The sequence below is a fragment of the Donghicola sp. XS_ASV15 genome (assembly GCF_041224595.1).
Lineage (GTDB): Bacteria > Pseudomonadota > Alphaproteobacteria > Rhodobacterales > Rhodobacteraceae > Donghicola.
On record NZ_JBGFGN010000121.1, the window covers coordinates 1 to 26,510 of the forward strand.

Annotated in this window: 25 protein-coding genes; 16 read left to right on the top strand and 9 right to left on the bottom strand. The window is 57.7% G+C overall.

The window, feature by feature from the left end; all coding sequences use genetic code 11:
• Positions 1-493: 493 nt before the first annotated feature.
• The 9 genes from AB9K37_RS06920 (at position 494) to AB9K37_RS06960 (ending at position 11,910) form a co-directional block, all read left to right on the top strand.
• On the top strand, positions 494-2,671 hold the full coding sequence (locus AB9K37_RS06920) for a DEAD/DEAH box helicase (RefSeq protein WP_369836387.1): 2,178 nt from the start codon (positions 494-496) through the stop codon (positions 2,669-2,671).
• A 106-nt stretch (positions 2,672-2,777) separates the two neighbouring features.
• Complete coding sequence (locus tag AB9K37_RS06925) at positions 2,778-3,620, top strand: putative selenate ABC transporter substrate-binding protein (protein ID WP_369836389.1); 843 nt, start codon at positions 2,778-2,780, stop codon at positions 3,618-3,620.
• Positions 3,620-4,279 carry an ATP-binding cassette domain-containing protein gene (locus AB9K37_RS06930; protein WP_369836391.1) on the top strand — a complete coding sequence of 220 codons (660 nt, stop codon included), beginning with the start codon at positions 3,620-3,622 and terminating at the stop codon, positions 4,277-4,279. The genes AB9K37_RS06925 and AB9K37_RS06930 overlap by 1 nt, the downstream gene beginning before the upstream one ends.
• Positions 4,276-5,793 (top strand): PhnE/PtxC family ABC transporter permease, encoded by a 1,518-nt coding sequence (locus AB9K37_RS06935; RefSeq protein WP_369836393.1) that lies wholly within the window; start codon positions 4,276-4,278, stop codon positions 5,791-5,793. Before AB9K37_RS06930 ends, AB9K37_RS06935 begins: the two co-directional genes overlap by 4 nt.
• 265 nt (positions 5,794-6,058) lie before the next feature.
• Complete coding sequence (locus AB9K37_RS06940; RefSeq protein ID WP_369836396.1) at positions 6,059-8,554, top strand: ATP-binding protein; 2,496 nt, start codon at positions 6,059-6,061, stop codon at positions 8,552-8,554.
• A complete protein-coding gene (locus AB9K37_RS06945) occupies positions 8,551-9,000 on the top strand; it encodes a response regulator (protein WP_369836399.1) in 450 nt (149 codons plus the stop codon). Before AB9K37_RS06940 ends, AB9K37_RS06945 begins: the two co-directional genes overlap by 4 nt.
• A gap of 11 nt (positions 9,001-9,011) precedes the next feature.
• Positions 9,012-9,704, top strand: a complete 693-nt coding sequence (locus tag AB9K37_RS06950; RefSeq protein ID WP_369836401.1) for a hypothetical protein — start codon at positions 9,012-9,014, stop codon at positions 9,702-9,704.
• A gap of 182 nt (positions 9,705-9,886) precedes the next feature.
• Positions 9,887-11,089, top strand: a complete 1,203-nt coding sequence (locus tag AB9K37_RS06955; protein WP_369836404.1) for a sugar MFS transporter — start codon at positions 9,887-9,889, stop codon at positions 11,087-11,089.
• 155 nt (positions 11,090-11,244) lie between these two features.
• Positions 11,245-11,910 carry a L,D-transpeptidase gene (locus tag AB9K37_RS06960; RefSeq protein ID WP_369836407.1) on the top strand — a complete coding sequence of 222 codons (666 nt, stop codon included), beginning with the start codon at positions 11,245-11,247 and terminating at the stop codon, positions 11,908-11,910.
• Positions 11,911-11,952: 42 nt separating this feature from the next.
• Here the strand turns inward: AB9K37_RS06960 and AB9K37_RS06965 are convergent, their stop codons facing one another.
• Positions 11,953-12,258, bottom strand: a complete 306-nt coding sequence (locus AB9K37_RS06965; RefSeq protein WP_369836410.1) for a hypothetical protein — start codon at positions 12,256-12,258, stop codon at positions 11,953-11,955.
• A 329-nt stretch (positions 12,259-12,587) separates the two neighbouring features.
• Here AB9K37_RS06965 and AB9K37_RS06970 point away from each other — a divergent pair, with 329 nt between their 5' ends.
• From AB9K37_RS06970 to AB9K37_RS06985, 4 genes are all read left to right on the top strand, one after another.
• The gene (locus AB9K37_RS06970; protein ID WP_369836413.1) at positions 12,588-12,794 is read left to right on the top strand and encodes a cold-shock protein; all 207 of its coding nucleotides are present in this window, start codon (positions 12,588-12,590) and stop codon (positions 12,792-12,794) included.
• A 354-nt stretch (positions 12,795-13,148) separates the two neighbouring features.
• Complete coding sequence (locus AB9K37_RS06975; RefSeq protein WP_369836415.1) at positions 13,149-14,408, top strand: DEAD/DEAH box helicase; 1,260 nt, start codon at positions 13,149-13,151, stop codon at positions 14,406-14,408.
• A gap of 147 nt (positions 14,409-14,555) precedes the next feature.
• Positions 14,556-15,506, top strand: a complete 951-nt coding sequence (locus AB9K37_RS06980) for a D-2-hydroxyacid dehydrogenase family protein (protein ID WP_369836418.1) — start codon at positions 14,556-14,558, stop codon at positions 15,504-15,506.
• Positions 15,507-15,545: 39 nt separating this feature from the next.
• Entirely contained in the window at positions 15,546-16,070 is a 525-nt protein-coding gene (locus AB9K37_RS06985; RefSeq protein ID WP_369836420.1) for an N-acetyltransferase family protein, read from the top strand.
• An 8-nt stretch (positions 16,071-16,078) separates the two neighbouring features.
• On the opposite strand, the gene AB9K37_RS06990 is transcribed toward AB9K37_RS06985, so the two are convergent.
• The 5 genes from AB9K37_RS06990 to AB9K37_RS07010 all read right to left on the bottom strand — a co-directional run bounded on the left by AB9K37_RS06990 (position 16,079) and on the right by AB9K37_RS07010 (position 21,251).
• Positions 16,079-17,077 carry an endonuclease/exonuclease/phosphatase family protein gene (locus AB9K37_RS06990; RefSeq protein ID WP_369836422.1) on the bottom strand — a complete coding sequence of 333 codons (999 nt, stop codon included), beginning with the start codon at positions 17,075-17,077 and terminating at the stop codon, positions 16,079-16,081.
• On the bottom strand, positions 17,074-18,111 hold the full coding sequence (gene ugpC / locus AB9K37_RS06995) for a sn-glycerol-3-phosphate ABC transporter ATP-binding protein UgpC (RefSeq protein WP_369836425.1): 1,038 nt from the start codon (positions 18,109-18,111) through the stop codon (positions 17,074-17,076). The genes AB9K37_RS06990 and ugpC overlap by 4 nt, the downstream gene beginning before the upstream one ends.
• A gap of 12 nt (positions 18,112-18,123) precedes the next feature.
• Entirely contained in the window at positions 18,124-18,987 is an 864-nt protein-coding gene (locus tag AB9K37_RS07000) for an ABC transporter permease subunit (RefSeq protein ID WP_369836427.1), read from the bottom strand.
• A gap of 10 nt (positions 18,988-18,997) precedes the next feature.
• A complete protein-coding gene (locus AB9K37_RS07005) occupies positions 18,998-19,879 on the bottom strand; it encodes an ABC transporter permease subunit (protein ID WP_369836430.1) in 882 nt (293 codons plus the stop codon).
• Positions 19,880-19,949: 70 nt separating this feature from the next.
• A complete protein-coding gene (locus tag AB9K37_RS07010; RefSeq protein ID WP_369836433.1) occupies positions 19,950-21,251 on the bottom strand; it encodes an extracellular solute-binding protein in 1,302 nt (433 codons plus the stop codon).
• A 194-nt stretch (positions 21,252-21,445) separates the two neighbouring features.
• Here AB9K37_RS07010 and AB9K37_RS07015 point away from each other — a divergent pair, with 194 nt between their 5' ends.
• Positions 21,446-21,778, top strand: a complete 333-nt coding sequence (locus AB9K37_RS07015; protein WP_369836435.1) for a LacI family DNA-binding transcriptional regulator — start codon at positions 21,446-21,448, stop codon at positions 21,776-21,778.
• Between the two features lie 12 nt (positions 21,779-21,790).
• The gene (locus AB9K37_RS07020; protein WP_369836438.1) at positions 21,791-22,441 is read left to right on the top strand and encodes a substrate-binding domain-containing protein; all 651 of its coding nucleotides are present in this window, start codon (positions 21,791-21,793) and stop codon (positions 22,439-22,441) included.
• A 3-nt stretch (positions 22,442-22,444) separates the two neighbouring features.
• On the opposite strand, the gene AB9K37_RS07025 is transcribed toward AB9K37_RS07020, so the two are convergent.
• Both AB9K37_RS07025 and AB9K37_RS07030 read right to left on the bottom strand, forming a co-directional pair.
• The gene (locus tag AB9K37_RS07025; RefSeq protein ID WP_369836441.1) at positions 22,445-23,134 is read right to left on the bottom strand and encodes a metal-dependent hydrolase; all 690 of its coding nucleotides are present in this window, start codon (positions 23,132-23,134) and stop codon (positions 22,445-22,447) included.
• 679 nt (positions 23,135-23,813) lie between these two features.
• The gene (locus tag AB9K37_RS07030; RefSeq protein ID WP_369836444.1) at positions 23,814-24,545 is read right to left on the bottom strand and encodes a Crp/Fnr family transcriptional regulator; all 732 of its coding nucleotides are present in this window, start codon (positions 24,543-24,545) and stop codon (positions 23,814-23,816) included.
• Between the two features lie 266 nt (positions 24,546-24,811).
• Between AB9K37_RS07030 and AB9K37_RS07035 the strand changes: the two genes are divergently transcribed.
• Entirely contained in the window at positions 24,812-25,000 is a 189-nt protein-coding gene (locus AB9K37_RS07035; protein ID WP_369836447.1) for a hypothetical protein, read from the top strand.
• A 107-nt stretch (positions 25,001-25,107) separates the two neighbouring features.
• On the opposite strand, the gene AB9K37_RS07040 is transcribed toward AB9K37_RS07035, so the two are convergent.
• Positions 25,108-26,508, bottom strand: a complete 1,401-nt coding sequence (locus tag AB9K37_RS07040) for a dihydrolipoyl dehydrogenase (protein WP_369836450.1) — start codon at positions 26,506-26,508, stop codon at positions 25,108-25,110.
• Positions 26,509-26,510 lie beyond the last annotated feature (2 nt).

Here is a 26,510-nt window from a genome sequence, read left to right on the forward strand (position 1 = left end):
ACCAACAAAGAGTCGCAACCCCAAAACAATACAAAAACCAAAAAACACAAAAAAAACCGCCAAACACACACTAAGCGCCCAGCAAGCCCTCAAAACCCCGTCCAAAAACCATAAAGCAACAACGAGACACTTCCGTGAAAAGCCAAACAAATAAAACACCCCCATACCCACAGTAGAGTGGAAGTGGCACAAGCGAGACCGCGCAGAGGTACGACATTATAATGTCCCCGATTTTTCCCTGCATGCTGGCCGTAGCATAAACTTCGCGCAAAACGCAGCCACGCCTCTATACGCAGGCCAACCTGCGCGACCCAATCGCCAAACGCAGTGTAGATATTCCCGCTCTTTTGCAGCAATAACCCTATACACAGCGCATGTTTTGCTATAGGCGGGCGCGATTGCCGCCGGGACTAGTGCTGTATGGATGCGCCGCCCCTTCCGCGAAAACTGCGGATTTGCGGCCAAATCCTCTGACTTGAAAGCAGACAAGCACGTGAAAAAGACCCTCGCACAGGCGCTGGAGCGCCGTGGATATTCCAGCCTGACCCCCGTCCAAGAAGCGGTATCCAACCCTGAACTCGGCACCCAAGACATGCTCGTGTCGGCCCAGACAGGCTCTGGCAAAACCGTTGGCTTTGGCCTGGCGATCGCAAACGCGATTCTTGGTGATGCGGACACCTTCGGCGCCGCCGAAGCCCCACTGGCCCTGATCATTGCCCCCACCCGCGAACTGGCCCTGCAGGTCAAACGCGAGCTGGTATGGCTCTATGAAGATGCCGGTGCGTTCCTTGCCTCCTGTGTGGGCGGCATGGACTTCCGCGATGAAAAGCGTGCTCTGGCGCGCGGCGCGCACATTGTTGTCGCCACCCCCGGCCGTCTGCGTGACCACATCCAGCGCGACACCATTGACCTCAGCAACGTCCGCGCCGTGGTGCTGGACGAAGCAGACGAGATGCTAGACCTCGGCTTCTCCGAAGATCTGGAATTCATTCTTGGGTCCTGCCCCGAAGAGCGTCAGACCCTGCTGTTCTCTGCCACCGTTCCCAAAGAAATCGAGCGCATGGCCAAGAAGTACCAGCGCGATGCCCTACGCATCAGCACAGTCTCCGAGCAAAAACAGCACTCTGATATCGAATACCGCGCCATGGTCGTCAATGACCGCGACTCGGAAAACGCGATCATCAACGTTCTGCGGTATTACGAGGCACCTAACGCGATCATCTTTGCGAACACCCGTGCGATGGTGGCCCGCATGACATCGCGTCTGTCGAACCGCGGCTTCTCAGTCGTGGCGCTGTCCGGTGAACTGACCCAGACCGAACGGACCCACGCGTTGCAAGCGATGCGCGATGGCCGTGCCCGTGTTTGTGTGGCGACCGACGTGGCCGCGCGCGGTATCGACCTGCCAAACTTGGAGTTGGTGATCCACGCGGAATTGCCCAGCAACCATGAAACCCTGCTGCACCGGTCCGGCCGGACCGGCCGCGCGGGCCGCAAGGGCGTAAGCTCGTTGATGGTGACCCCAAAGAACCGCAAGAAGGCAGAACGCCTGCTGAAATGGGCCAAGCTGAATGCGACCTGGGGCTCTGCCCCGTCCGCCGAAGAAGTGGCCGCCAAAGATAGCGAGCGGATGCTGGCAGACGAGTCGTGGCAGGACACCCCCAGCTCGACCGAACAGCCCACTGTGGATCTGCTGACGCAAACCTTCAGCGTGGAACAACTCGCGCTGGCCTACCTGCGTGCGCTGAACACGGGCCGTTCGGCTCCCGAAGAAATCGACGCACTCTCGGTCGACGCCCCTGCACCCAAAAAGCGCCGCGAGGAGTTCACCGAGTCGGTTTGGTTCCGCATGGATGCAGGGCACGACCAGAATGTGACGCCCCGCTGGATGTTGCCGATGATCTGCCGCGCCGGTGACATCACCAAGGACGAGATCGGCGCGATGCGCATTCTGGACACCGTCAGCTACATTGAGCTTCGCGCCGATGCCGTTGCCGGATTCTTGGACGAAATCGGCGCGTCCATGACGACCGATCGCGGCCATGTTCTGACCCAATTGGACGAGGCACCCAAGCTGTCCAAGCCCCAGCCGCGCAGCAAGTCGAACCGCAAATTCGCGGAAAAGAACGACCGCCCCTTCAAGCGCAAGCGCGATGACGATGATCGTCCGCGCCCCGCATCCGCGGAACGTACGCCTCGCCCTGCAGGTGATCGTCCAGAGCGTAGCGAACGCCCCGCGCCCCGTCCCGCCGAAGCCCACGGCCCCGTTGCCCGCAAGACCAAACCGGTCTGGGGTGACAAACCCGCTGGCGACAAGCCCAAGTCGGACAAGCCGCGCTGGGACAAAACCAAACGTGAAGATCGCGATGACCGTCCCCGCGCGCCGCGCTCTGACGACCGCCCCGGCAAGCCCGGCGGGAAACCAGCAGGCCGCAAGTTTGGCGATGACCGCGGCGGGAAGCCTTCGGGCAAGCGCCCATTCAACAAGGACGGCAAAGGCGGCTTTGGCAAGGACGACCGCAAAGGCGGGAAACCTGACGGTGCGAAACGCGGCTTTGGCGCGAAACCTGGCCGCCCCGCTGGCAAAGGCGGCGACGCGACGCCCTTCCGAAAACCGGCCAAAGGCGGCAAACCGGGCAAACCCGGCGGCGCCTACGGCAAACGCCCATAATTGACCAGAACACACCGCCCCGGCTGACCTTCAGTCCGGGGCGGCTTCGTACTGGAACCTTGTTTCTCGGGTCGCTATAGACCCGACAAAAGCCAAAGGAATTGTTATGAAAAAGCTTCTTCTCGCGCTGCTTTGCACCGCCTCTCCGGCCCTGTCGGACACTCTCTATTTTTCGGCAATCCCTGACGACGACGAAACCCGCCTGATCGAGCGCTTTGGCGCGGTCGCCGACTACCTTGAGGCCGAGCTTGGCGTCGCTGTCGAATACGTTCCTGTCAAAGATTATGGCGCGGCGGTCATGGCGTTCCGCAACGACCAGATTCAGCTGGGTTGGTTCGGCGGCTTGTCCGGCGTTCAGGCGCGTCTGGCGGTTCCCGGCTCGCAAGCCATCGCCCAAGGCGCCGAGGACGAAAGCTTTGTCACCTACTTCATCGCGAACACTGATACCGGCCTGACCGAAGCAGATGCCCTGCCCGACCTGTCGGGGCGCAGCTTTACCTTTGGCGCGCAGACCTCGACCTCGGGCCGTTTGATGCCCGAATTCTACATCCGCGAGCTGACCGGCAAAGCGCCCGAAGACCTGTTCAGCGCTGTGGGCTTTAGCGGCGACCACGGCCAGACCCTGCGTTTGGTGGCCTCTGGCGCTTACGAAATCGGCGCGCTCAACTACACAGTCTACGATACTGCCGCAGCCGAAGGCGCACCCGAAGCAGATCAGGCCACCGTCATCTGGAAGACTCCACCCTACCCCGACTATAACTGGACCATCCGCGGCGACGTAGATGCACGTTTCGGCGAGGGCTTCACCCAGAAAGTCCAAGACGCCCTGCTCGGCATGGATGATGCGGACCTGCTAGCCAGCTTCCCGCGCTCTGAATTCATCGCGGCGGACAACAACATGTACCAGCCAATCGAGGACACGGCCCGCGCCCTCGACATCATCGACTAATGACCGCTCTGCTGACGCTGCACAACGAGACGCTGGGATGGGGCGACGCCCCCGTACTCACCGGCGTCTCGCTCTCGGCGCAAAAAGGCGAGAGGATCGCCCTGCTTGGCCCCAGCGGCGTCGGCAAAAGCACATTGCTTCACGCGATGCTCTCGCGGCTCGCCGATCAGCGGGTCGCGCTCGTCCCCCAAGAGACGGGACTCGTGGCGCAACTCAGCGTGTTCCACAACGTTTGGATGGGACGGCTGGATGATTTCGGCACGGCGCGCAACCTTCGGACGCTGGTCTGGCCGACCCCTACAGAGCGCGACGCTGTCGAAGGCGTTTTACAGCGAACAGGTCTTTCTGGTCTCGGACGCCGCCGCGTGAGCCAACTGTCCGGCGGCCAAAAGCAACGGGTCGCACTGGCCAGAGCGCTCCTTCGAGGTGGAGACATTGTGATTGCGGACGAACCTGTGTCCGCCGTCGACCCGACCCAAGCGCGCCAACTGCTGACCGAAATGGACCGCAGGTTTGAAACCAGCATCGTCGCCCTGCATGATGTCCACTTAGCCCGCGCGCAGGCGAGTCGTATCATCGGGCTGCGCAAAGGCGGCGTTGTTTTCGACGCGCTCGCAGCTGATGTGCCCGAAGCCGACATCACAAGGCTCTACGCATGAGCCTATCGGGCCGGCACCTGTTCTTTGCACTTGTGGCCAGTTGTTGTATTGGCCTGTGGTTCGCGGACCTGTCGAGCGGAGGGCCGGACCCGTGGCTTACCCTGAAAAGGATCGGACAAGGCATTCTGATGCCCGACTTCAGCGATCCGATGATGCTATTGAACGCTGCGGGGCTCACGCTGGCCTTGGCCTTTTGCGGCGTAGCATTCGGCGCGGTCATTGGACTGCTCTTGGCGCCTTTCTATCGCATTCGGTGGGTCCGAAGCCTTTGCATTGCCGTGCGCGCACTCCACGAGATTTTCTGGGCACTCATGCTCTTGAATATCACAGGCCTCTCACCTCTGACCGGTGTTCTGGCCATCGGCCTGCCGTATGCTGGCATCTTTGCCAAAGTCTTTTCCGAATATTTGGACGAAACAGACGCTCGGGCCGAAGCCGCCCTGCCCTTTGTCGCCTCTAACTTGGTGCGGCTCCTTTGGGTTCGGGTGCCTGCCTGCCTTCCACAGATTGCAATCTACAGCCTGTACCGTCTGGAGTGCGGCATACGATCAAGCGCAGTGCTTGGTTTTATCGGATTGCCAACACTGGGCTTTCATCTTGAAAGCTACTTCAAACAGGCCCACTACCCCGAGGCTGCGGCCGTCTTTATCGTGTTTCTGGCACTCATACTGCCGCTTCGGCATTGGGTGCGCTGGCCACTCGTTCCGGTTTTCATCGCAGCATCGATTTGGGCGCTTGCGCGGCTCCCCTTTCCGCCCATGGGCCAAGGCGCGGCTCTGCGGTTTCTACACGATCTGGTCCCTGCCCCGATTCGGACTGGCGCGGACTGGGGCACTTGGCTGGACAAAGTCCTGATTGATCAGGCCATGCCGGGTAGCATCGCGACCCTCAGCCTCTCTCAGATCGCTTTAACCGGCGCCGCGCTTTTGGCTGCGCTGAGCTTTCCGCTGATCGTACCCCGCGTTGTCGGGCGCATCGGGGCTGCCATAGGACACGGAGCACTGGTCCTGCTACGATCCACACCCGAATATATGCTGGCGTTTGTTCTGCTTCAGATTTTTGGCCCTTCAATGCTGCCAGCGATTCTCGCTTTGGCACTGCATAATGGCGCCATCATCGCCCACCTGCTCGGCCGGCAGTCTGCGTCGATGTCCGTGCGGCCAGACGCGTCAACCGGACTCACCTTCTGGGGCTGGGAGCTATTCCCTCGCTTGAGCGGCACGTTTTGGGCCCTCTGTCTGTATCGGTGGGAGATTATCCTGCGTGAAACCGCCATCATGGGTCTGTTGGGGATTGGCACGCTGGGTTTCTATGTCCAGATGAACCTGCAGCAACTGAGGATCGACCGCGCCCTGATCCTCTTGTTGGCGACTATTTTGCTGACTGCAATGATCGACGCACTTTCGCGATACTTGCGGCGTGGAATGCAGAATGCGCCGACGCTCCGGATCGAGGGATCTCGGGGGCCAACCGGGAATAACGCTGCCCTCAAAACACCTGACCCCTGCCGTTAGACACCCTCAGCACCCTAACTTTCGGTTTTACCTGCAACTATTTTCTTAACAGTTGCGAAAAGGAGCGCTATATCATCAGCATGTATCAGTGACTTTTGATTACCACTCACTTTACGAAAGATGCTGAATGACAGAGACCTCTCTTTTGCCGAGAGGTATTGAACGAGTGAACAACCGGCCGAAGCTGCACCAGATTGTGTTTCATCTTCTGCCTGTCACGGTACTGATTACTTCCATCTCGGTCTTGTTTGGATGGCACTTTGGAATGATCCGCTTGCTGGATGTCTGGCCGGGCTTTTCCTTGATGTCTTATAACACGGCGCTGTCGTTCGCGCTGGCATCGGGCATGTGCATATGCCTCTATCATCACAAGGAAAAAGCCAGCTTCATTCTAGGCATCCTAACGGCAATCCTGCCCGTTTTGACACTACTAGAAGATCTCAGCCTGATAGACATCCGGGTCGATAATCTGCTTTTCAACACCAGCATCTTTGGCGGCTACATGGCGCCGAACACTGCGACCGGCCTTTTGATCGCGGCAATTTGCGGTGTTCTAAGTACATTCTTGGGGGCAAAGCGCTGGGTCCGGGGGTTCATAGCCAGTCTGGGACTTGCTGTCTTTGCCATCGGACTGACCGGATTGGCGACATACGGTGCAAACCTGCTCGCGGAATATCTGTGGATCGCGATCACCGGCATGGCGCTTCATACCGCAGCCAATATGGTGCTGATCGGCCTTGCGATCGCCTTGGCAAGCGAAGGTATCGGCGAAGCTGTCCCTCATCACAGCAAAGAGGTTCTGATCACATCCGGGGTTGCGATCGTCGCGTTACTGATCACCGGCGCGATCTGGAAAAGCCTTCTGGAAGCTGATCGCAACAGAACCGTCCTGAATGTTCAACACGAGCTGCGCTTTATGGAGAACCTGCTTCAGAACGAGTTCGAGAACCTCACCGAAGCCTTGGGGCGCATGGCACATCGCGAGGCGCAGCGCGACACTCTCGACCCCGCCTTGTGGCAAGCAGACGGCGAAAACTACACTTCGGACTTTCAGCAGCTGCCGGGGATTGCTCTGATTGGTCCCGACTACAGGATCATCGGAGTCGCCCCATACCTGCCCAACCATCCTGCCATTGGCTTGGGGCGGGAATACCACCCCGACCGCACGGCCGCGATGGACGAAGCCGTACGCACCAAGACCAGCGCGATCAGCAAACCCTTCACGCTTACAAACGGGAACAAGAGCATCGTCATCTTCTCGCCCATTCTGCGGGAAGAAGAGTTTCTGGGCTTGATCGTCTCCTCGATCAGCATCAACTCCTTGCTTCGGTCATGGATGCGCGAAGACTTCGAAAATTTCGAACTACGGATCAGCGACGGAAATGATCTGGTCACCGAAGTCACGACGACCCAGCGGCTCGCCACGAGCATGTCAGCCGCCATAGACATTACAGTCCTCAATCGGAACTGGACCTTGGAAATGGTGCCGGACCGAGAGTTTGTCAGAAAGTCGATCCAACCGCTCAGTCAGGCGACACTGCCGTTGGGCTTCCTGATAACCCTATTGTTTTCGGCCATCGTGAACCGCAGCATGACGGTCTATCATCAGAACCTCAAGCTTCGCAAAGCCACGCATGAACTACAGAACCGCGAGGCGCGCTTGGCTTATATGGCGCGGGAACGCGAACTGATCATCTCGAGCACGAACGAGGGTCTGATCTATCTGGACCGTCATCAGAATATTCGCCTGATGAATGAAGCCGCAGGCAAGCTGCTTCGGGTTGATCGCGACGCCATGGTTGGGCGCCGGTTCAACGCGCTTCCCTTCTTCATTTCGGGCTCTGATAGCCATGCCACAATTACGGACATCACCCGTTACGACCGGAACGAAGATGTTGAGCTGCGCCTTGCCCAAGATGGCGAGAGCCCGATCGACCTGTCCATCTCTGCCGGACCGATAGAAGACCGCAAAGGACACAATCAGGGCTATGTCATCGTCTTCTACGACATCTCCGAGCGCCGCGCGCTCGAGAAGTCCCAGTCCGAACTGATGGACCGGCTCGAGAGGTCGAACGAGGAACTCGCACAGTTCGCCTATATTTGCTCTCATGATCTGCAAGAGCCCTTCCGAATGATCAATTCATTCACCGAAATGCTCGACAAGCACCTGACCCAGACGAACCAGAAAGACGAGCAAACCGAGTTCTATCTGAATTTCCTAAACGATGCTGGCACACGCGGGATTGGCCTGATCCGCGATCTGCTGGATTACAGCCGGGTCGAACACGAGTTGTCCCAACTAAACGAAGTGGACAGCAATGCTATCGTCCACGATATCTTTGCCAATTTCCGTGGCACATCGGAACGAAAGCTGGAATTAACACAAGAAAACCTACCGGCTCTGCCGTTCAGCAAGGTTCAGCTGATGCAGCTGTTTCAGAACCTGATCGGCAATGCCATCAAATACGCCAAGCCCGAAGACCCCATCAAAGTTCACGTGTCCTGCGAGGACGAAGGGACCTACTGGCGCTTTGAGGTTAAAGACAACGGTATCGGCATCGCCGCCAAAAACCACGCCAAAATTTTCGAAATTTTCAAACGCCTCCATCGGCGCGATCAGGTTCCCGGTACGGGGATCGGTCTGGCGATCTGTCGCAAGATCGTTGAACGCCACGGTGGCACATTGTCCATAAAATCTGAACTTGGGACCGGTTCAACTTTCAGCTTCACGGTACCCAAAGAACAGGGAGTTCTATCATGAAGGGTGCAAACCCCGTCGTCATCCTGCTGGTCGAGGATAACGAAGGTGACATTGTTCTGACCAAAGCAGCGATGAAAGAAATCAAGCTTGCCAACACGTTGCTGATCGCACGAGATGGCGAAGAAGCCTTGGATATCCTCTTTCAACGTGCAGGAGGAGAAGACGCCCCGCGGCCCGATCTGATCCTCTTGGATTTGAATCTGCCCTCCACGGACGGATACGAAGTTCTGCAGGAACTGAAGAACGACGACTCTCTGCGCACAATTCCCGTTGTTGTTCTGACCAGTTCGGAGTCCGACGAAGATAGACTGAGAAGCTACAGCCTGAGCGCGAACTGCTTTGTGTCCAAACCGCTGAACGCCTCGGCCTTTGTCAAAGTTGTGCAACACATTGAAAATTTCTGGCTGAACGTTGTGGCCCTACCGCCGAAGACGCTAGAAAACTAACAGGAACTGCGATGGGCTCAGATCAAAAAAACTCACAGGTTGTGTCCCAAGCGTTGGTCGATAGCATTTCTATCTTTATCAGCGCATTGCATCACGACGTTTCAGCATCGCTGCGACATGCCAACGGGTTCGCAAGCTTGTTGCTGGAAGAATCCCAGCAAGACCCCACTGCGGCCGCCGAATGGTCGGCCAAGATCATAGAGTCCTCTCAGCGCGGCCAAGACCTTTTGGGTATGCTCACCACGTGCATGCGCCGTGCGCTCGAATACAACAAACCCGAAGCTCTGGGAGATCTGCAAAATCTGGTCAAGCCGCTTGAGCTGCTGTCGCGTGTTGAATTCTCCAGCAACGGCCCAGCCTACACAGATCCTAAGAAGCTGTCAGAACTGTACGTGGCGCTGGATCGCAGCTTGCAACTGGTCTCCTCTGATCCACAGACCTGCGTGATCGAAACGCGTCATCTGTCAGAAACGGGCGGGATTCAGATTTTCGGGCGCACGCAAACGCAACAGGTGCGCCGCTCAAACGTGGATCGGTTTTTCCAGCCGCTCAAGTTCGACCAAGGCGACCGGACCCAGATGCGGCCACCGCTGGCCTTCAAGATCAAGATCACAGCCGCCGTTCTGCACGGAGACGCCATCGCTGAGATCGACCAAGATGGGGATCTGCTCGTCTCGGTCTTTATCCCCGATACACCTCTTTAGCTGCGTTGAGTTCGACCGCAGCGGCAGCGGCTACTACGTTCACATCTTGATGAGAAAATTCGTATTCCAAGGGAGCGACATTGCCCAAGGCTGGAACAGGCTTCTAAGCTAAGTCAAAAATGTAGATGGACCGCTTCGATCGAACAGTTCGCGGCCCCGCAAGCCGTTTTACGAAAGCCTTTATGCCCAAAGAATTGCCCAAAACCCGTCTGGCTCGTGCTGCTTTGGCACTTGCGATTTTCTCTGCCCTCTTGGGAAGCACGGCCCCCAGCCCACTGTATCCCCACTACCTAGAGACCATGCATCTGGATAAGGTCATGGGGACGGCAATCTTTTCGATCTACGCGGCAGGGACACTTTTGGCGCTTTTTGTCGGCGGCAAGCTTGGGCCAAAGGTACAAGACCTCCGCCTGATCATTCTACCCGGTCTGATGCTCACGGCACTTGGCGCGATCATGTTCGCTTTCGCCCAAAGCCTGCCGACGCTTTTGGTCGGTCGGTTCCTGAACGGGTTCGGGACAGGAGCGATCACGGGAATGGCCTCCTCGGCGCTTTTCGCGATCTATCCGGTCGAGATGCGCAGAGTGGCCGCCGTCACCGCAACGCTCGCGTTCACCGGCGGCGCCACGGGCGGCCCGATCCTGAGTTCTCTGGCGATCTCATTGAATCTGGCACCGACGGTCACCCCTTTTATCGTGATCGTTTTATTGTCTGCGCTGGCCTTCGCGGGTCTGTGTTTCAGCTATTGGCCGCCCAAAGAAGTACCAGACGAAGCACAGCAAGACCCGTCGCGCGAGCGCCGCGTGAACATGCCGCTCTTCGTGCTGGCCTGTCTGGGGGTCTGTGTGGCGTGGATGCTCGGATCGATCCTAATGGCCCTAGGCACGGATCTGGGACTCTCGGTCTATGTGCTTCCCTCAGTGGCTTTGGCCGGACTGGTGCCCGCGGTCTTTCAACTTTTTGCGGGCATCGGACAATTTGTTTGGGGGAGGTACCCGGTTGAACGCGCGATCGGAGTCGGCCTTGGCGGGATGGTATTGGCGCAAGTGGCTCTGATCCTCGCCGAGCCCGGCGGCCTTGGTTTTGTCATGCTCGGACTGATGCCGATCTGCGGCTTCTTTTACGGGGCGACCTTTGTGGGCTCATTGGGACTAGCGAACAAAGCGGCCACACCCGCCACCCGCGAGGTGTATATTTCACGCTTCTACGTCGCTGGATATCTGTCCAATTCCTTGCCGACCATTCTGGTTGGATATCTCAGCGATCTTTATGGCCTGAAGGCGGCATTTTTCTTGTTCTCGCTTGGGCTAATCGGATTGGGGATCGCAGGGCTGCTGATGCTGAGGCGGTATCGCCACGATCCTTTGATCGCAGTGCATGTCTGAAACCTGCATAATCTGATGCCATTCTTCAACAGATCCGAAATCAATCGCCCGCACACGGCAATTTTATGGGGCTAAACTGCGGTTGGAGGAGTTCCATCCCTTGACGTCGCCCTTCAGGCAAGGGCGTTAGTAATGCGAAGAAGGAGAGCAGCTTTATGTTGACCAGACGCCATTTCATCCAGACCTCCGCAGCGCTCTTTTCAGCGCCGATCGCGAGCCCTGCCCTTGCAGCTTATGTCAGTGACCAGTCCCGCTGGGACGAATGGGATGCCCTGGTCACCCCGCCCGCCTATGATCCTGCGACCTCTAATCCATGGGGACTACAGCCGCGCTTCCTGCCCCGATTGGTCGAGGCAAAGACAGGTCTAACGCCCGGCGACATCCATGTGGATGCTGTCGCGCGATATCTCTATCATGTGCGCGGTGATGGCACGGCAATGCGTTACGGCGTGGCCATCGCCCGGGGCAACCTATATGAGCCCGGCACCTACACAATCCGCCGGAAAACCAAGTGGCCAGGCTGGACGCCGACGCCTGCGATGATTGAGCGTGATCCAGATATCTATGAGCAACACGCGGACGGTATGCCCGGTGGCCCGACCAACCCGCTAGGATCGCGTGCACTCTATCTTTTCCAGGGAAACCGCGACACCTATCTGCGCATTCACGGCACACCGCACTCAAACTCGGTCGGCGGCCGAGCCAGCTCTGGCTGCGTGCGCATGATCATGGCTCACGTCATTGATCTGTACGAAGAGGTCGATACAGGCGTGACGGCGTATCTCTACGCCCCCGAAGACCGCATCACAGCGACCAGCTAAAGTCGCAGCGGCGTCAGACCCTATTGGCCTGACGCCCTTCTTTTACTGCGCCGCGACTTCAAGCTCGGCTTCTACAGGTGCTTCGGCAACGCGGGTGCAGATCGGGTTTCCACCGGCAGTACGCAAGGGCAACAGAGTGTCCTCGACTGCATTGGAATGCAGATACCAATAGCAGCCATCCTCAGGGTTCAGACGCACCGCGCTCAGATTCTGATAGGGTGCTGCCAGCGCCAGCACTTCCTCGGGCAACTCGGTGATATACCCCTCTTCGGTGGTTTTGGGGGCTGTGGCGCATGCGCTCAGTGCCAGCATCAGAAAGGGCGCAACTCGCCAGGTTTTGGAAACCATATATATCACCTTATTTTGCTTGCTCGGCCAAGGCAGAGGGGGCCACCTCGGCGTCGATAATTCTAGAAGTCCAAACTACCGCCAAGAAACGCTGAAACAAGCCGAAGCACAAGAGTGTGATCAGCGCTCCAAAGACATTCCAGAACCTGTTGCACGGGAAAAGACATCACAGGAATGGCACTTGAAAATCCGTGTGCCTAGCGCTAATGTCTTCGGTGCTAAGCATCTTCTACGACCTTCTGTTTCCTATCGGCCTCAGTTGTTCCTACGACGACTCTGAGCCGGGCCATCGCATGTTGCGGATGGCATCAAACTTAGGAGACTTCACGATGACCAAAGGTACCGTGAAATGGTTCAACCAGACCAAAGGTTATGGCTTCATCGCACCCGAAGACGGCGGTAAAGACATTTTCGTTCACATCTCGGCTGTCGAGCGCGCGGGCATCCGCCAGCTGAACGACGGTCAGGCCGTATCCTTCGAAATCGAAGCAGGTCGTGACGGTCGCCAGTCGGCAACCAACCTCGAGCTGGCCTGATTTTACGCTCTGGCTTAGCGCCAGAAGTGATCAAGCATGTGGTGCGCGGGCTTCCTGCGCACCTTCGCGTTTTGGGACCTATACGATATGGTTCTTGACGCAGGGGATAAATGGCCCCATCTACTCAACTACGCTGCGCTGCCGCGTGAGCAAGCCGCGACCCCACGACGGGACGCATCAGCGTAAACCTACACTAGTTCCCCATCACGCAGGGTTCCTGATGCACCGGCCAGACCACGCAGGAATCGCCTGCCCGTCCCGAGGCCGACCAGACCCTCGCAGGACCGCACCATGCGGCCGCTGCTTTGATATGCCGGACCCAGTCTCTTTGGTGCCGGCTGAAAAGGACGTCTTTTGACCGATTTCGCTTCGCTTGGCCTCTCTGCCAAGCTGCTTGACGCGCTTGCGAGCGCAAACTTCTCGACCCCTACCCCGATCCAACAGAAAGCCATCCCTCTGGCTTTGGAAGGGCGCGACGTCATGGGCCTCGCTCAGACTGGCACTGGTAAAACCATGGCGTTTGGCCTGCCCCTGATTGACGCGCTGATGGCGCAGCCGGGCAAACCCGCGCCCAAAACCTCTAAATCGCTGATCCTTGCTCCAACCCGAGAGCTCGTGAACCAGATCGCCGACAACCTGCGTCTGCTGACCGATGGCACGCGTGTGCGCATCGTCACTGTCGTGGGCGGCCAGTCAATCAACCGCCAGATCAATGCGCTGGCACGAGGCACCGACATCCTTGTCGCGACCCCTGGTCGTTTGATTGACCTGATGGACCGCGGCGCGATTGATCTGGGAACTGTGCGCCATCTGGTTCTGGACGAGGCGGACCAGATGCTGGACCTTGGGTTCATCCATGCCCTGCGCAAGATCGCCCCGGCTTTGGGCACACCGCGCCAGACAATGCTGTTTTCGGCCACCATGCCCAAGCAGATCGAAGAGCTGTCAGAAGCCTATCTGAACAATCCCGAAAAGGTGCAGGTCGCTCGCCCCGGCAAAGCGGCTGACAAGATCACCCAGTCGGTTCACTTCCTGACCAAAGCGGAAAAGCCAAAGAAGCTGCGCGAGATTCTGTCAAATGACCTTGACGCGCTCACTCTTGTCTTTTCGCGCACCAAGCACGGTGCAGAAAAGCTGATGAAGGGTCTGGTCGCAGACGGCTATAACGCCGCCTCGATCCACGGCAACAAGAGCCAAGGCCAACGGGACCGTGCGATCAAAGCTTTCCGCGAAGGCGAGATCACCATTCTGGTTGCCACAGATGTGGCTGCCCGTGGCATCGACATCCCCGGCGTTGCTTATGTGGTTAACTACGACCTGCCCGAAGTGCCCGACAACTATGTCCACCGGATCGGTCGAACTGCACGCGCGGGCCGCGAAGGCGAAGGCATTGCATTCTGCGCCCCAGAAGAGGCGGATCTGCTGCGGCAGGTTGAAAAGCTGATGAAAATTGAGCTGCCCGTCGCCAGCGGCACACGCCCGACTGGTCCTGTTCCCAAGGGCTCCAAGCCCGGCGCGAACCGTAACCGTGGCCGCAAGAATGCCCCCAAGCAAACGACCGACAAGCCGGCAGCACCAAAACGGCGCCGTCCCCGTCGTCGCAAGGCAGCATAACCGCGAACACCTTTGGGTAAACTCGCAACGTTGGGCGCAAATTGGTTCGACCGGTTTGCGCCCATTGCGCTTGTGGCGCTGTCACTTCGCGCTTGCGCAGCCCCAAGCAATCCTGTTGCCTATCACCAAGGCAAGGGAAGGCGCTAAATGCTTAGGATCGCAGTACTTGATGACTACGCCAACGTGGCGCTGTCGATGGCAGATTGGAGCCGTCTCGACGCAGAGATTACGGTATTCGATGGCCCGATCAGCGATCTTCCAGCGACTTTGGCGGATTTTGATGTTGTTTGCCTGATGCGCGAACGGACACCGTTTCCTGCCGACCTGATCAATGCACTCCCTGCGCTGAAATTGATTGTCACCACAGGCCCGCGCAATCTGTCGATCGACACCACCGCGGCCAAGGCACGTGGAGTCACAGTGTGCGGAACTCGGTCCAGAAAAACCACAACATCAGAGCTAACTCTGACGTTGATGCTCTGCCTGACACGCCGGATTGTACCCGAGACACAGCGCCTCGCGAAAGGTGGGTGGCAGGGGATGCCGGGCCGTGATCTGGCCGGGCAATCTCTGGGTATTATTGGACTTGGCAAAATCGGCAGACAAGTTGCAACCTTGGGTCAGGCGTTCGGCATGACCGTGACCGCATGGTCGCCAAACCTGACCCCCGAGCGCGCAGCTGACGCCGGCGTTTCATTTGCACAGAGCCCAGAGGCGCTCGCGGCTGGATCGGACGTCCTGACGACACACATGGTCCTGTCTGACCGCACACAAGGGCTGATCGGTGCCTCTGTCTTTGCGGCACTGCCCGAGAATGCGATCTTCTTAAACACCTCGCGTGCGGGACTTGTTGACCGAGAGGCACTCTTTGCCGGATTGCGACAAGGCAAACCACAAAGCGCTGGGATCGACGTATTTGAAGAGGAACCGCTCTCTCCCGACGACCCATGGCGTGCCGCTATAGAAGAGTTCGGCGAGCGCCTTCTGCTGACGCCTCATCTGGGCTATGTCACCGAGGAGACGTGGCGGCTATTTTATCAGGATACAGTCGAGGCGATCGAGCATTTCCTTGCCGGAGCCCCCATCCGTGAGCTCTAGACATTGCTTCTTGTTCAAGCATCTGACCGGAGTCCGTTGATGCACATTCGCCATGCTACTGCAGACGATGTCCCTGCGATCACCGAAATTTACAACCACGCGGTCGCCAACACGACAGCAATTTGGAACGATAAACTTGTTGATGTTGAGAACCGGTTGGCTTGGCTCGCGGACCGTAAGAAATCGAACTATCCCGTGCTCGTGGCCGAATTGGACAATCAGGTGATCGGTTACGCCTCTTTTGGGGATTGGCGCGCGTTTGATGGTTATCGGCATACGGTCGAACACTCGGTCTATGTCCGGCACGACAAGCGCGGCGCTGGCACGGGCAGGCACTTGATGCTGGCCTTGATCGAAGTCGCCAAAGAGCTGGGAAAGCATGTGATGGTCGCTGGCATCGAAGCGGGAAACACCGGGTCCATCAAACTGCACGAGGCGCTTGGCTTCTCGCAGGTGGGCTTCATGCCAGAAGTTGGCACCAAATTCGGACGCTGGCTGGATTTGGCCTTTTTGCAATTGCGTCTGGATGCGCGGCAGGATCCTGATCAGACCCCTCCGCTCTGAACGGCCGACTACTCTGCACGATGAACTTGGCAGAGCACCGCGTCATGATCGGACAGAACTGTTCCTGTCTCGTCTGACGGGATAAGCCGACTCTCTGCGGCGATGACACCTCTGGTCGCAAACCAGTCCAGTTTCATTTGCCGATCTGGGTGCCGCGTGATCAAGCTGGGGCGCGTGGTCATCCCATCGGGCGTACCGTCCCACGAATAACCGCGCTGTTCAGCGAGAGCAAAAAGACTCTCGTCGCGCCAATCATACTCTGGCGGCATATGGTTGCCGGTGTTCAGGTCGCCGCCAATCACGACAGGCATGTGTTCTGCAAAACGATCAATTTCATCGAGCAAGAGTTTGAACTGCTCCTCTCGATGAGCCGCACCAGAATTGCTTTCGAGATGGGTCGAGACGACGCAAAGCGGGCCTGCGTCGGTCATCACCTCGGCCAGCAATGCCATACGCCCGCCGACCCGCGGTTGTCCGGGGTCTGCGCCGAATTCCGGACAATACCAGTGTCCGTGATCATCTAGGCGTACCATTCCAACTTTGTTCAACGGGGCGCGCGACAGGATCGCGTTGCCGTGCCAGCCCCGCGCATTGTGGTCGTCTTTGCAGAACTCCAGTTCCGTGGGACTGCCAAGCCCAAGCTCAAGGAATTCCACCCCGAAAGCGTAGTGCATCCCCAACGCCTCGGCCATGTCAGCGGTGGTGTGGCGCTGCTTCGTACGGGCCATGCCGCAATCAACCTCGGACAACAGCACAACATCGGCCCCATGCGCGGCCACTTGCGCCGCTGTTTCTTCGGGAAAGAGGCAACGCTCCACATTCCACGCGATGATGCACGGCGCGGCAGGCAAAGGCGCCGACATCCCGTGTCCGCCCACCTGAACCGAATTCATACAATCTAGATCTGCCAGTAAAGTGCGATGCGCCGCCGACGTGCGCGGGGCGGTTCGGATTGCATCGAATTGCGCATCGGTAGCAGGATTCAGAACATCAACAACGCGGGTCACAGCCGACGCCCCGTCTCTGCGTCAAAGAGAGAGACTGCATCTGGTTTGATCGACGCGTTCATCGAGCCGGTAGAGGCGGGGAAGTCCTTGGCCACGTGAATGGTGACGGGTTGCTCTGCCGTGTGACCGTGCAGCAAACGATGGGCGCCTAGCTCTTCGATGATGTTGACGTGGATCGCCAAGGGACCGGTGACATCGGGTACAATGTCTTCGGGGCGAATGCCGACGGTGACTTTGCCCTGATGGGCATGACGATGCAGCGGGGTACTGCCCACATGGACCTCGGCGCCATTGGCGTGACCGTCGAACAGGTTCATCGGCGGCGCGCCCATGAAGCTGGCGACAAAGGTCGATGCGGGGCTGTGGTACACCTCGGACGGAGTACCAATTTGCTCGATTACGCCGCCGTTCATCACGATGATGCGGTCGGCCATGGTCATCGCCTCGACCTGATCGTGGGTCACGTAGACGGCGGTGACGCCGAGACGACGTTGTAGGGCCTTGATCTCGATCCGCATCTGGTTGCGGAGTTTGGCATCGAGGTTCGACAGAGGCTCGTCGAACAGGAACAGCGCGGGATCGCGGACGATGGCGCGGCCCATGGCGACGCGCTGACGCTGGCCACCCGAGAGCTGACTGGGCTTGCGGTCCAGATAGTCGTTCAGGTTCAGCATGTTGGCGGCCTCTGCCACCTTGGCGTCAATCTCGGCGCTGGGGATTTTACGGTTCTTCAGCCCGTAGCCGATGTTCTTGCGGACCGTCATATGCGGGTACAATGCGTAGTTTTGGAACACCATCGCGATGTCGCGGTCGGCGGGGTCCACGTTGTTCACGACATTGTCGCCAATGTAGAGTTCGCCTTCGCTGATGTCCTCGAGCCCTGCGATCATCCGCAGCATGGTGGACTTGCCGCAGCCCGAGGGGCCGACCAGCACCACAAATTCACCATCCGCGATGTCGAAGCTGGCGGGTTTCACTGCCTCGAACCCGTTGGGATAAGTTTTGCGGACAGCGTTCAGTTTGACCTGTGCCATAGGGAAAATTCCTTACTTGTCGGATTCCGTGAGGCCCTTGACGAACCAGCTCTGGAAAAAAATGACGATGAGAACAGGCGGGAGGATCGCGATGATCGCCAAAAGGTTAGAGCGCCCGTATTCCGGCAGGTTTGTCCCCTCGAGCGCTTGGGTGATCTGCTTGATGCCGCGGACCAGTGTGTACATGCCCTCGTCCGTGGTGATCATGGTGGGCCACAGGTACTGGTTCCAACCGTAGACGAACATGATGATGAACATCGCCGCGATCATGGTGCGCGACAGGGGCACCAGAATGTCGATGAAGAACTTGATGGGGCCCGCGCCGTCGATGCGGGCTGCTTCGACCAGTTCTTCGGGGATCGAGCGGAAGAACTGCCGGAAGAAGAACGTCGCCGTGGCCGAGGCGATGAGCGGGATAATCAGGCCTTGATAGGTGTTCAGCATCCCCAGCTTCTGCACAATCTCGTAGGATGGCAGAATGCGCACCTCGAGCGGCAAAAGCAGCGTGGTAAAGATCACCCAGAAGGCCAGCGTCGCGAACTTCAGCCGGAAGTAGACGATCGCGTAGGCGGCCATCATCCCGATGACGATCTTGCCGATGGCAAAGCCAAAGCCGAGGACCATCGAGTTATACAGCATCCTCAGGCCCGTATTCTCGCCAGAAAAGCCGTCGGCCTTGAACATCGCCTTTTCAAAGTTAACGGGCAGTTGGTCGCCAAAGACCAGACCGGGGCCGAACTTGGTGGTGTGTAAGTCCGTGGTCGAGGCCATCTGGACCAGCATCACCACGGGCAGGATCATGATCAGCGATCCGATGATCAGGATAGAGTGGTCCAATACCACGGACCAACGGATACGACGTGCGGGAACAGACATCTGGGGGCCCTCAGGTATAATGGATGCGGCGTTCGACCATGCGGAACTGGAAGATGGTCAGAGCCAGAACCAGCACCATCAGAATCACCGATTGCGCGGACGAGCCACCAAGGTCATTGCCGCGGAAACCGTCCAGATAGACCTTGTACACAAGGGTCATCGGGTTGTTGCCGGGCTCGCCTTTGAACGTGGTGTCAAAGATGCCGAAGGTGTCGAACAGCGCGTAAGTGATGTTGATAATCAGTAGGAAGAAACCCGTGGGCGCCAGCAGCGGGAATGTCACGTCCCAGAACCTGCCAGCCGCAGAGCGGTTGTCGATCAATGCCGCCTCGCGCACCGAGCGCGGAATGGACTGCAAGCCCGACAGGAAGAAGATGAAGTTCACCGGCAGCTGCTTCCACACCGACATGACGACCAGCGTGAAGGCTGTGTCGAAGTAGTTTACCCCAAGGCGGAAATCCCACCCGAACTGCGCGACGAAATCTTTGACCGGGCCCCACGACTGGTCAAACAGCACCAGACCGATCACGCCGGCGACGGGGGGCGCAACCGCGTAGACCCACATAAGCAGTGTGCGATAGGTCTTGGCCCCGCGAATGACTTTGTCCGCTTTGACCGCCAGCAAGAGCGCGATGGCCAGCGACAGGAAGGTCACCAAAGCCACAAAGATCACGGTAAACCACGCCGCCCGCATGTAAGACGCGGAATCCAGCAGCATGGTGTAGTTCTTGATCCCCACAAAGGTTTCACCAAAACCGAAGGGGTCCTGAAGAAAGAACGAGGATCGAACCGCATGAGCGGCAGGCCAATAGAAGAAGATAAAGATAATGGTCAGCTGGGGCAGCAGGAACAGAACTGGCAGCCAACGGTCGGAAAATCCGGCGCGTTTCATGAGCCCTCCGTACGTATTACAAAAAGAGGCGGCCGCACGTGGGCGGCCACCTCCGGAGCTACAAGTGTGATCAGTTCTGGGTCATCGCGAAGCGCGACAGCAGTTCATTCGCTTCGGTTTCGATGGTCTCGAACGCTGCATCAACCGAGGTTTCGTCGGTCAGAATGCGGCCGAACTCGCGGTTCATCACGTCGCGGATCTGGGGGTAGAAGCCCATGCGGTAGCCTTTGGTGTTCTCGCCCGACGCCAGCGATAGCTGCTGGATACCAACTTCGGCAGCGGGGAAGCGGTCGTAGTGACCGTCTTCTTTGGCCATCTCGTAGGCTGCATTGGTGATCGGAACATAGCCGGTTTCACGGTGCCACATGTACTGAACTTCGGGCGAGGTCAGGAATTCAAAGAAGGCAGCGGTTGCGGCATTCTCTTCGTCCGACTTACCAGCCATCGCGAACAACGACGCGCCGCCGATGAAGGTCTGAGTGGGCTCGGTAGTGATCTCTTCCCAATAGGGCAGATAGGTGGCCGAGAATTCGAAGGGCAGGTCTTTCTGCATCAGACCGCCGAACGAGCCCGAAGAACCCATCCAGATCGCGACTTTGCCTTCTTCGAAGGGCGCTTGGTTGTCATCCCACGATGCGCCATACCAAGCGTACTTGCCTTCATCCAGCCACTCTTTGACATTGGTCCAGTGCATCTTCAGCTCGTCGCTGTTGACCAGGATCTGAGTGTCGGTGCCGGTGTAGCCGTTGTCGTTGGTCGCGAAGGGCAGGTTGTGACGCGACACGAAGTTCTCAACGAAGATCCAGGGCGAGTGCGACTGCGCCAGCGGGATGTAGCCTGCGTCGATCAGAGCGGGTGCGGTGGTGGTTTCGAACTCTTCCCAAGTCTTGGGCGCTTCGACGCCAGCCGCTGCCAGAGCGTCTACGTTGAAGTACATGATGGGCGAGGACGAGTTGAAGGGCATGCCGATCATCTTGCCGTCTGCGTCAGCGTAGAAGTAGCGCACGCCCGAGATGTAGTCGTTGATGTCGAACTCGACGCCGTTTTCGGTCAGCAGGTCCTGAACGGGAACGGTCGCGCCCTTGGCACCGATCACGGTCGCTGCGCCAGCGTCGAACACCTGCATGATGTTGGGCTGCTCGCCAGCGCGGAAGGCAGCGATGCCTGAGGTCAGGGTCTCTTCGTACGAACCTTTGAAGACGGGGGTGATGGTGTACTCGTCTTGGCTCGCGTTGAAGTCGGTCGCGATCTGGTTGACGGTTTCACCCAGTGCGCCGCCCATTGCGTGCCACCAAGTGATATTGGTTTCCGCGTAGACTGCGTTCGAGGCCAGCATCAGAGCAAGGCTGGAGACGATGGAAAGACGCTTCATAAAACTCATCCGGTTTTTATGCCCCGAAGGGCGGTCAAAAGGGTCACGCGAGGCAGAGTGGCGCGACGGTTTTGCCCACCCGGTGCCTATGACCATTTTGCGGCCTTGCCCCCGATGTGCACACGTGTTCACATAACCGCCACATGTAACGGCTAGATGTCGACGCAGCGAATTTTTTCCAAAAGGCCAAAAAAATGGATCACGATACAAAACGCAGGGTAACAGCCGCCGACGTTGCCAAACTTGCAGGTGTCTCGAGATCTGCAGTCTCTCGGGCCTTTACCCAAGGCGCGTATCTTGCGCCGGACAAACGGAAACTCATCGAAAAGGCCGCGCAGGAACTGGGATACCGCCCCAACGCTTTGGCAGCGGGGCTACAGGGGCGGCGTTCAAACCTTGTAGCAATTTTTGTCGGTGAGATGGCGAACGAGTATGACAAAGAAGTGGCAGCAAAGCTAATCGCCGGCCTGAACAGTGCTGGTAAATGGCCGATCGTGATCGGTGGCAGCGGTCAATCAGCGCGCTAAGGCGTGAATAATGTGCTGAGCTACCCTCTTGAGGCGATGATCCTCCGTTCCGGCAGTCTGTCCGCCGATATCTCGGAGGCGTGCGGCAAGCTCGGCATTCCGGTCATCGCGAGTGGACGCATTTTGGAAGCCGATGGTGTTGATAATGTCTGTTGCCGTAACCGCGAGGGTATCGCCAAGGGTGTAGAGGTTCTGTTGGCCAAAGGGCGTCGTAATTTTGGGTTCATCGGTGGACCAAGCACCTTTGCGGCCTCAGCCGACCGCCGCGCTGGGGTCGTTGGCGCGCTACGCACAGCGGGCCTGACATTAATGGCAGAGGAAACTGGAGGGTTTACCGTGCAAAGCGGATACGACGCCGCCCTGCGCTTGCAGCAGCTGGATAGACTGGATGCCTTGGTCTGCGCGAATGATGCGATGGCCATCGGGGCACTTAGTGCGTTGCGCGAGCAAGGGCACCTCGTGCCCAAAGACATATCAGTCATCGGGTTCGACGACATTGAGATGGCGCGTTGGCCATCCATTCAACTCACAACGCTGCGCAATCCGATAGATGCCCTTGTAGAGGCTGTTCTGGATTTGCTGGAACGCCGCGCCGCTCATCCGGCAAAAGACCCGGAGATGATTTGGCTGGACGCGGAGGTCATTCTCCGCGCCACGCACTAAACATCACAGCTCTTCGGGTTCCATCACCGTCATCACCCGGACATCCACCTCAGGCAATGCGTCGATCAGCGGCTGCGCTGACTGCTCGAGGACCGGAAAAGTCTTGTAGTGACAGGGGATCACGGTCTTGAAATCAAAGAACCGCTTCGCCGCATACGCCGCGCCCTCCATGTCCATGGTATAGTGTCCACCTGCACATAGAATACCAATATCAGGTTTGTAGCGATCAGCGATGATGTCCATCTCCATGGTGACATCGGTATCGCCCGAGAAGTAGATCGAGTGCCCTTCCCCTCGGATAACAAAGCCCGCTTCGCCGCCCGCATAAAGCGGCGCGTCAGCGAAATCGATCGAAGACGAATGAACCGCAGTCACCATTGTCACGGAAACCTCACCGATCTGGACGGTGCCCCCCTTGCCGAAGCCGGTCGCTTGGACGCCCTGCCCCGACAGCCAGTTCGCAAGTTCGTGGATGCAGTAGACCGCAAGCCCGGACTCTTGAGCAATCGAGATGATATTCGACGCATGGTCGCCGTGTCCATGAGACAACAGGACCGCCGTCACACCGGATACAGCGTCTTGCCAGCGGTCTTCGGGAAAACTCGGGTTACCAGAGAGCCACGGGTCCACCAACAGAACTTGTCCTGCGATCTCGAGTCGAAAGCCGGAATGTCCTAACCAAGTCAATTTCATGGGAAACTCCTTTGGGGGTCAAACAAATCAAAGCGTACAGACTATTTACGACAATATATCCCGCGCCAAAAAACAACCATAAGACGTGTATCGCTATTCCCAAAGACCGCAGACCCAAAGACCCGAGACGTAAAAAGCCGGTTACCAGAAGAACTGGTAACCGGCTCAAATTCTAAAACGAAGTGGGTCCGAAACTGACTAGGACGAGACAGCACAAAGCCGGACTAGCAAAAGAGGGACACTGAAAACGTTGCGTGCCGAAACTTCAATTAACTTTTGGATAAGATTTCCATACCATTTAGGATAGTAAGGTATTCCATACCTCTCAACCAAGAAAATCACCTATAACATTGATTTAAAATCAATTTTTTATTCCCAAAGCAATCAATTAGCGAGCAGGACTGACAGAGTCCTGTCGATCTGGTCCAGTTTCTGTGCAGTTCTTGTTACAATCTTGCGGAGCAAGTTGACGTTAGGGCACGAAAAAACAAAAGAAATCCCTCTATGACATCACTTGGATCATGCCGCATAGGTTTCAGTTCCACCAGTCAATGAACCGGACACACGATATAGGTGTATTTGCAAGAATCATCCCCACACCTTGCCAGATCAGAGATTCGGTCGAAATATCTTCCAGTGCATCAAGGGAACCTGTGCGACACCGCGACCAATTGGGACATTACAAGCGCGACGTTTCCCGCCAAATATCACCGGTTGCGCGGACCAGCGCCGCTTTGTCGAGCACTTTGATTTTCGTTGGGCTGTGCATCTCGATCACCCCTGCCTTCGAGAAGGCACGAATCTGGCGCGACACCGTTTCCATCTTCAGCCCCAAAAGGCTGCCGATGCGATCACGGGTCAGCAGCAAATCAATCAAACCTTCGCTTCCCGGAATCGACTGACGCGACAACCGCAAGATCAGGCTCGCCACCCGCTCCGGCGCGGTTTTGCGCCCCAGCATGGTATACCAGCCCCGCGTGGCCTGCAGTTCAGTCGCAACGAGATCCAGGTAGTTTAACTGCAGACGCGGCACCTCTCTCAACAGCGCGCGGAAATGCTCGGCGCTGGTGCCAAAAATCGCGGTTCGATCCAGCGCCATCGCCAGCACGCCAGACGTTCGCGGACCCGCAGGGCTGACCAGATCGCCGCAGAGCAAGAGACCGACTGTCTGCATACCGATCCCAGATCGGGACACACGCGCAAGCGCACCAGATTGGATGACACCCACCATAGGCGCACCGTCCAGCAATATCGGGGCTCCATCGTTAAAGCGGTGAATGGAAAATGTTTGTGCGATCCTCTCTTGTTCAGCCGCACAAAGGCCAACAAACAAAGCATGATCAGGCAAAAGGGCGCAGTCGCCCGCCATAGGCACGACTGTCGCCTCTGGTAGTGGTGTCAAAGCGTTCATGAAAAATCCCCAGTCGGGAGAGCCGCGCCGATAAAGGGCCGCGGTGTTGAATAGGACGGACTAAATTCTATCGGATGGCAAATTTCTCGCGGCAGGTCTGGTGATACGAACCTGTGCGGCGCCAAAGCGTTTTACGGGCGCGGCGGCGCTCTGGACGGTGGTCTATCGAACGACGCAAGGGCATCGGACCGGCGTAAATCACGCAAGAAGACCTGACGAACATAGCGCAGGTTTCCTTGGACAAGCGAAATATCAGGATCAGAGAGATGAAACGACGTCACCAAACGGCAGGCATTACATGTATCCTTGCCAAGCATCAGGTCGTCGCCGCACAGATCATCGGTTGCTCCGACACTCTGGTAGAACGCTGCAAGCGCGGTGTCCTGCGCCGAAGAGAAATGATGGCCGAACGCCGTACTGACGAGCCCGAAGGCCAGCAGCGCAGTCAAAAGTGAAATACGGAATCGGCGCACCATGAAATACATGCACCTAGAAATATCACGTTAATTCAGTGCAGTAAGAGGATAACATGACGCAGAGCGACGTCCTGCCGCAGGCTGGTTTACGCGCCCGCTGGAATGCCGGTGTCCCGATCACTGCGCATGGCGATCTCGGCAGAGTGGCAGATATCGTGCAAGGCGGGCTTTAGACCTTCTTCAAGCGTCGGGTGATAGATTGGCATGGTCAGCAAATCATGCGCCGTCATCCCCTGACTGATGGCCCATATCAAAAGATGGCCCAAATGATCTGCGCCAGGACAGCACAGGTCAGCGCCGATCACGCGGCCATCCGGTGCGGCGGCATACAAAACCGCGAGCCCTTGGTTTTCATCTTCGACAACGGCGCGCCCTTGGTCAGAGTAATCCGCGGTCGCTGTAAAGTCGGCACTCTCGGCACCTGTCCCGACAGAGACCATCGCTGGCTCGGAAAATGTTATCGAGAATGCAACCTCTCGCGACGACGGAATGACCGCTGGATAGGCCGCTGCGTTCAGTCCGGCGATCCCCCCTTCATCCGATGCTTCATGGAGAATCGGGCGGTCTCCGTTGGCATCCCCCGCCAAGAATATTGGTGCGTCGCCACATTGAAGCGTCAGCCGGTCGACTTCGGGCATACCGTCCTCATCCAGAAAGAGCCCTGATTGTTCAAGGTTCAGCCCTTTCAGGCTTGGCGGGCGTCCAGCAGCGACCAACACTCTATCATAACTGGCGGCCCCACCCTCCCATGTCAGTTTGACCTCGCCATCAACCAGTTCGGGCTCCGGCGTCTGGCCCAAATGCAACGTCACATCCGCCGACAGGGCGTCGTAGAGAGCCCCGTGCACATCGTCGTGCCTTGCACCAGCCAAACGTTCACCTGCGTCGAACAGCGCAACCTCAACGCCAAGGCGCGCGAACGCTTGGGCAAGCTCCACGCCGATGACACCTGCACCGATCACAGCCAAACGATCCGGTAGATCGCGAAGTTCAAAGACAGTCTGATTGGTCAGGACAGCATCGCCAAGGTCTTGGTAGGGCGCCGGAATAGAAGGTTCGGACCCTGTCGCGATTACGATGGTCTTGGCTTGAACCGTCTGACCATTGTCCAATTCAAGCGTCGTCGGTCCGGCAAAGCGCGCTCGTGCTTGGACACGGATTTCTTCGGGCAGATCGTTAATACTATCCCGCGTGCTCTGAGCAAAGTGATCCCGATGTTTGCGCAGGCGCATCATGACCGCTTCGCCGTCGACGTGAATATCTGAAGCACTGATCCCAAAGGTTTCTGCCCCCCGCACCTGGTGGGCTCTTCGAGCTGCGGCAATCAGCAATTTCGACGGCATACAGCCCACCGTTGCGCATACCGTGCCTGCAAAATACGGATCAATCAGCAGCGTCTTCGCTCCGTGGCGGCGCGCATTGCGTTCCGCGGCCAAACCCGCAGTGCCTGCGCCAATAATCGCGACATCGCATTCTAGAACAGTCATCT

Excerpts from the sequence above, each read along its gene's own strand:
- AB9K37_RS06925 (WP_369836389.1), top strand. The coding sequence starts at position 2,778 with ATGAAAAAGCTTCTTCTCGCGCTGCTTTGCACCGCCTCTCCGGCCCTG.
- AB9K37_RS06930 (WP_369836391.1), top strand. The coding sequence starts at position 3,620 with ATGACCGCTCTGCTGACGCTGCACAACGAGACGCTGGGATGGGGCGAC.
- AB9K37_RS06935 (WP_369836393.1), top strand. The coding sequence starts at position 4,276 with ATGAGCCTATCGGGCCGGCACCTGTTCTTTGCACTTGTGGCCAGTTGT.
- AB9K37_RS06940 (WP_369836396.1), top strand. The coding sequence starts at position 6,059 with ATGATCCGCTTGCTGGATGTCTGGCCGGGCTTTTCCTTGATGTCTTAT.
- AB9K37_RS06945 (WP_369836399.1), top strand. The coding sequence starts at position 8,551 with ATGAAGGGTGCAAACCCCGTCGTCATCCTGCTGGTCGAGGATAACGAA.
- AB9K37_RS06950 (WP_369836401.1), top strand. The coding sequence starts at position 9,012 with ATGGGCTCAGATCAAAAAAACTCACAGGTTGTGTCCCAAGCGTTGGTC.
- AB9K37_RS06955 (WP_369836404.1), top strand. The coding sequence starts at position 9,887 with ATGCCCAAAGAATTGCCCAAAACCCGTCTGGCTCGTGCTGCTTTGGCA.
- AB9K37_RS06960 (WP_369836407.1), top strand. The coding sequence starts at position 11,245 with ATGTTGACCAGACGCCATTTCATCCAGACCTCCGCAGCGCTCTTTTCA.
- AB9K37_RS06965 (WP_369836410.1), bottom strand. The coding sequence starts at position 12,258 with ATGGTTTCCAAAACCTGGCGAGTTGCGCCCTTTCTGATGCTGGCACTG.
- AB9K37_RS06970 (WP_369836413.1), top strand. The coding sequence starts at position 12,588 with ATGACCAAAGGTACCGTGAAATGGTTCAACCAGACCAAAGGTTATGGC.
- AB9K37_RS06980 (WP_369836418.1), top strand. The coding sequence starts at position 14,556 with ATGCTTAGGATCGCAGTACTTGATGACTACGCCAACGTGGCGCTGTCG.
- AB9K37_RS06985 (WP_369836420.1), top strand. The coding sequence starts at position 15,546 with ATGCACATTCGCCATGCTACTGCAGACGATGTCCCTGCGATCACCGAA.
- ugpC (WP_369836425.1), bottom strand. The coding sequence starts at position 18,111 with ATGGCACAGGTCAAACTGAACGCTGTCCGCAAAACTTATCCCAACGGG.
- AB9K37_RS07000 (WP_369836427.1), bottom strand. The coding sequence starts at position 18,987 with ATGTCTGTTCCCGCACGTCGTATCCGTTGGTCCGTGGTATTGGACCAC.
- AB9K37_RS07005 (WP_369836430.1), bottom strand. The coding sequence starts at position 19,879 with ATGAAACGCGCCGGATTTTCCGACCGTTGGCTGCCAGTTCTGTTCCTG.
- AB9K37_RS07010 (WP_369836433.1), bottom strand. The coding sequence starts at position 21,251 with ATGAAGCGTCTTTCCATCGTCTCCAGCCTTGCTCTGATGCTGGCCTCG.
- AB9K37_RS07015 (WP_369836435.1), top strand. The coding sequence starts at position 21,446 with ATGGATCACGATACAAAACGCAGGGTAACAGCCGCCGACGTTGCCAAA.
- AB9K37_RS07025 (WP_369836441.1), bottom strand. The coding sequence starts at position 23,134 with ATGAAATTGACTTGGTTAGGACATTCCGGCTTTCGACTCGAGATCGCA.
- AB9K37_RS07030 (WP_369836444.1), bottom strand. The coding sequence starts at position 24,545 with ATGAACGCTTTGACACCACTACCAGAGGCGACAGTCGTGCCTATGGCG.
- AB9K37_RS07035 (WP_369836447.1), top strand. The coding sequence starts at position 24,812 with ATGAAACGACGTCACCAAACGGCAGGCATTACATGTATCCTTGCCAAG.
- AB9K37_RS07040 (WP_369836450.1), bottom strand. The coding sequence starts at position 26,508 with ATGACTGTTCTAGAATGCGATGTCGCGATTATTGGCGCAGGCACTGCG.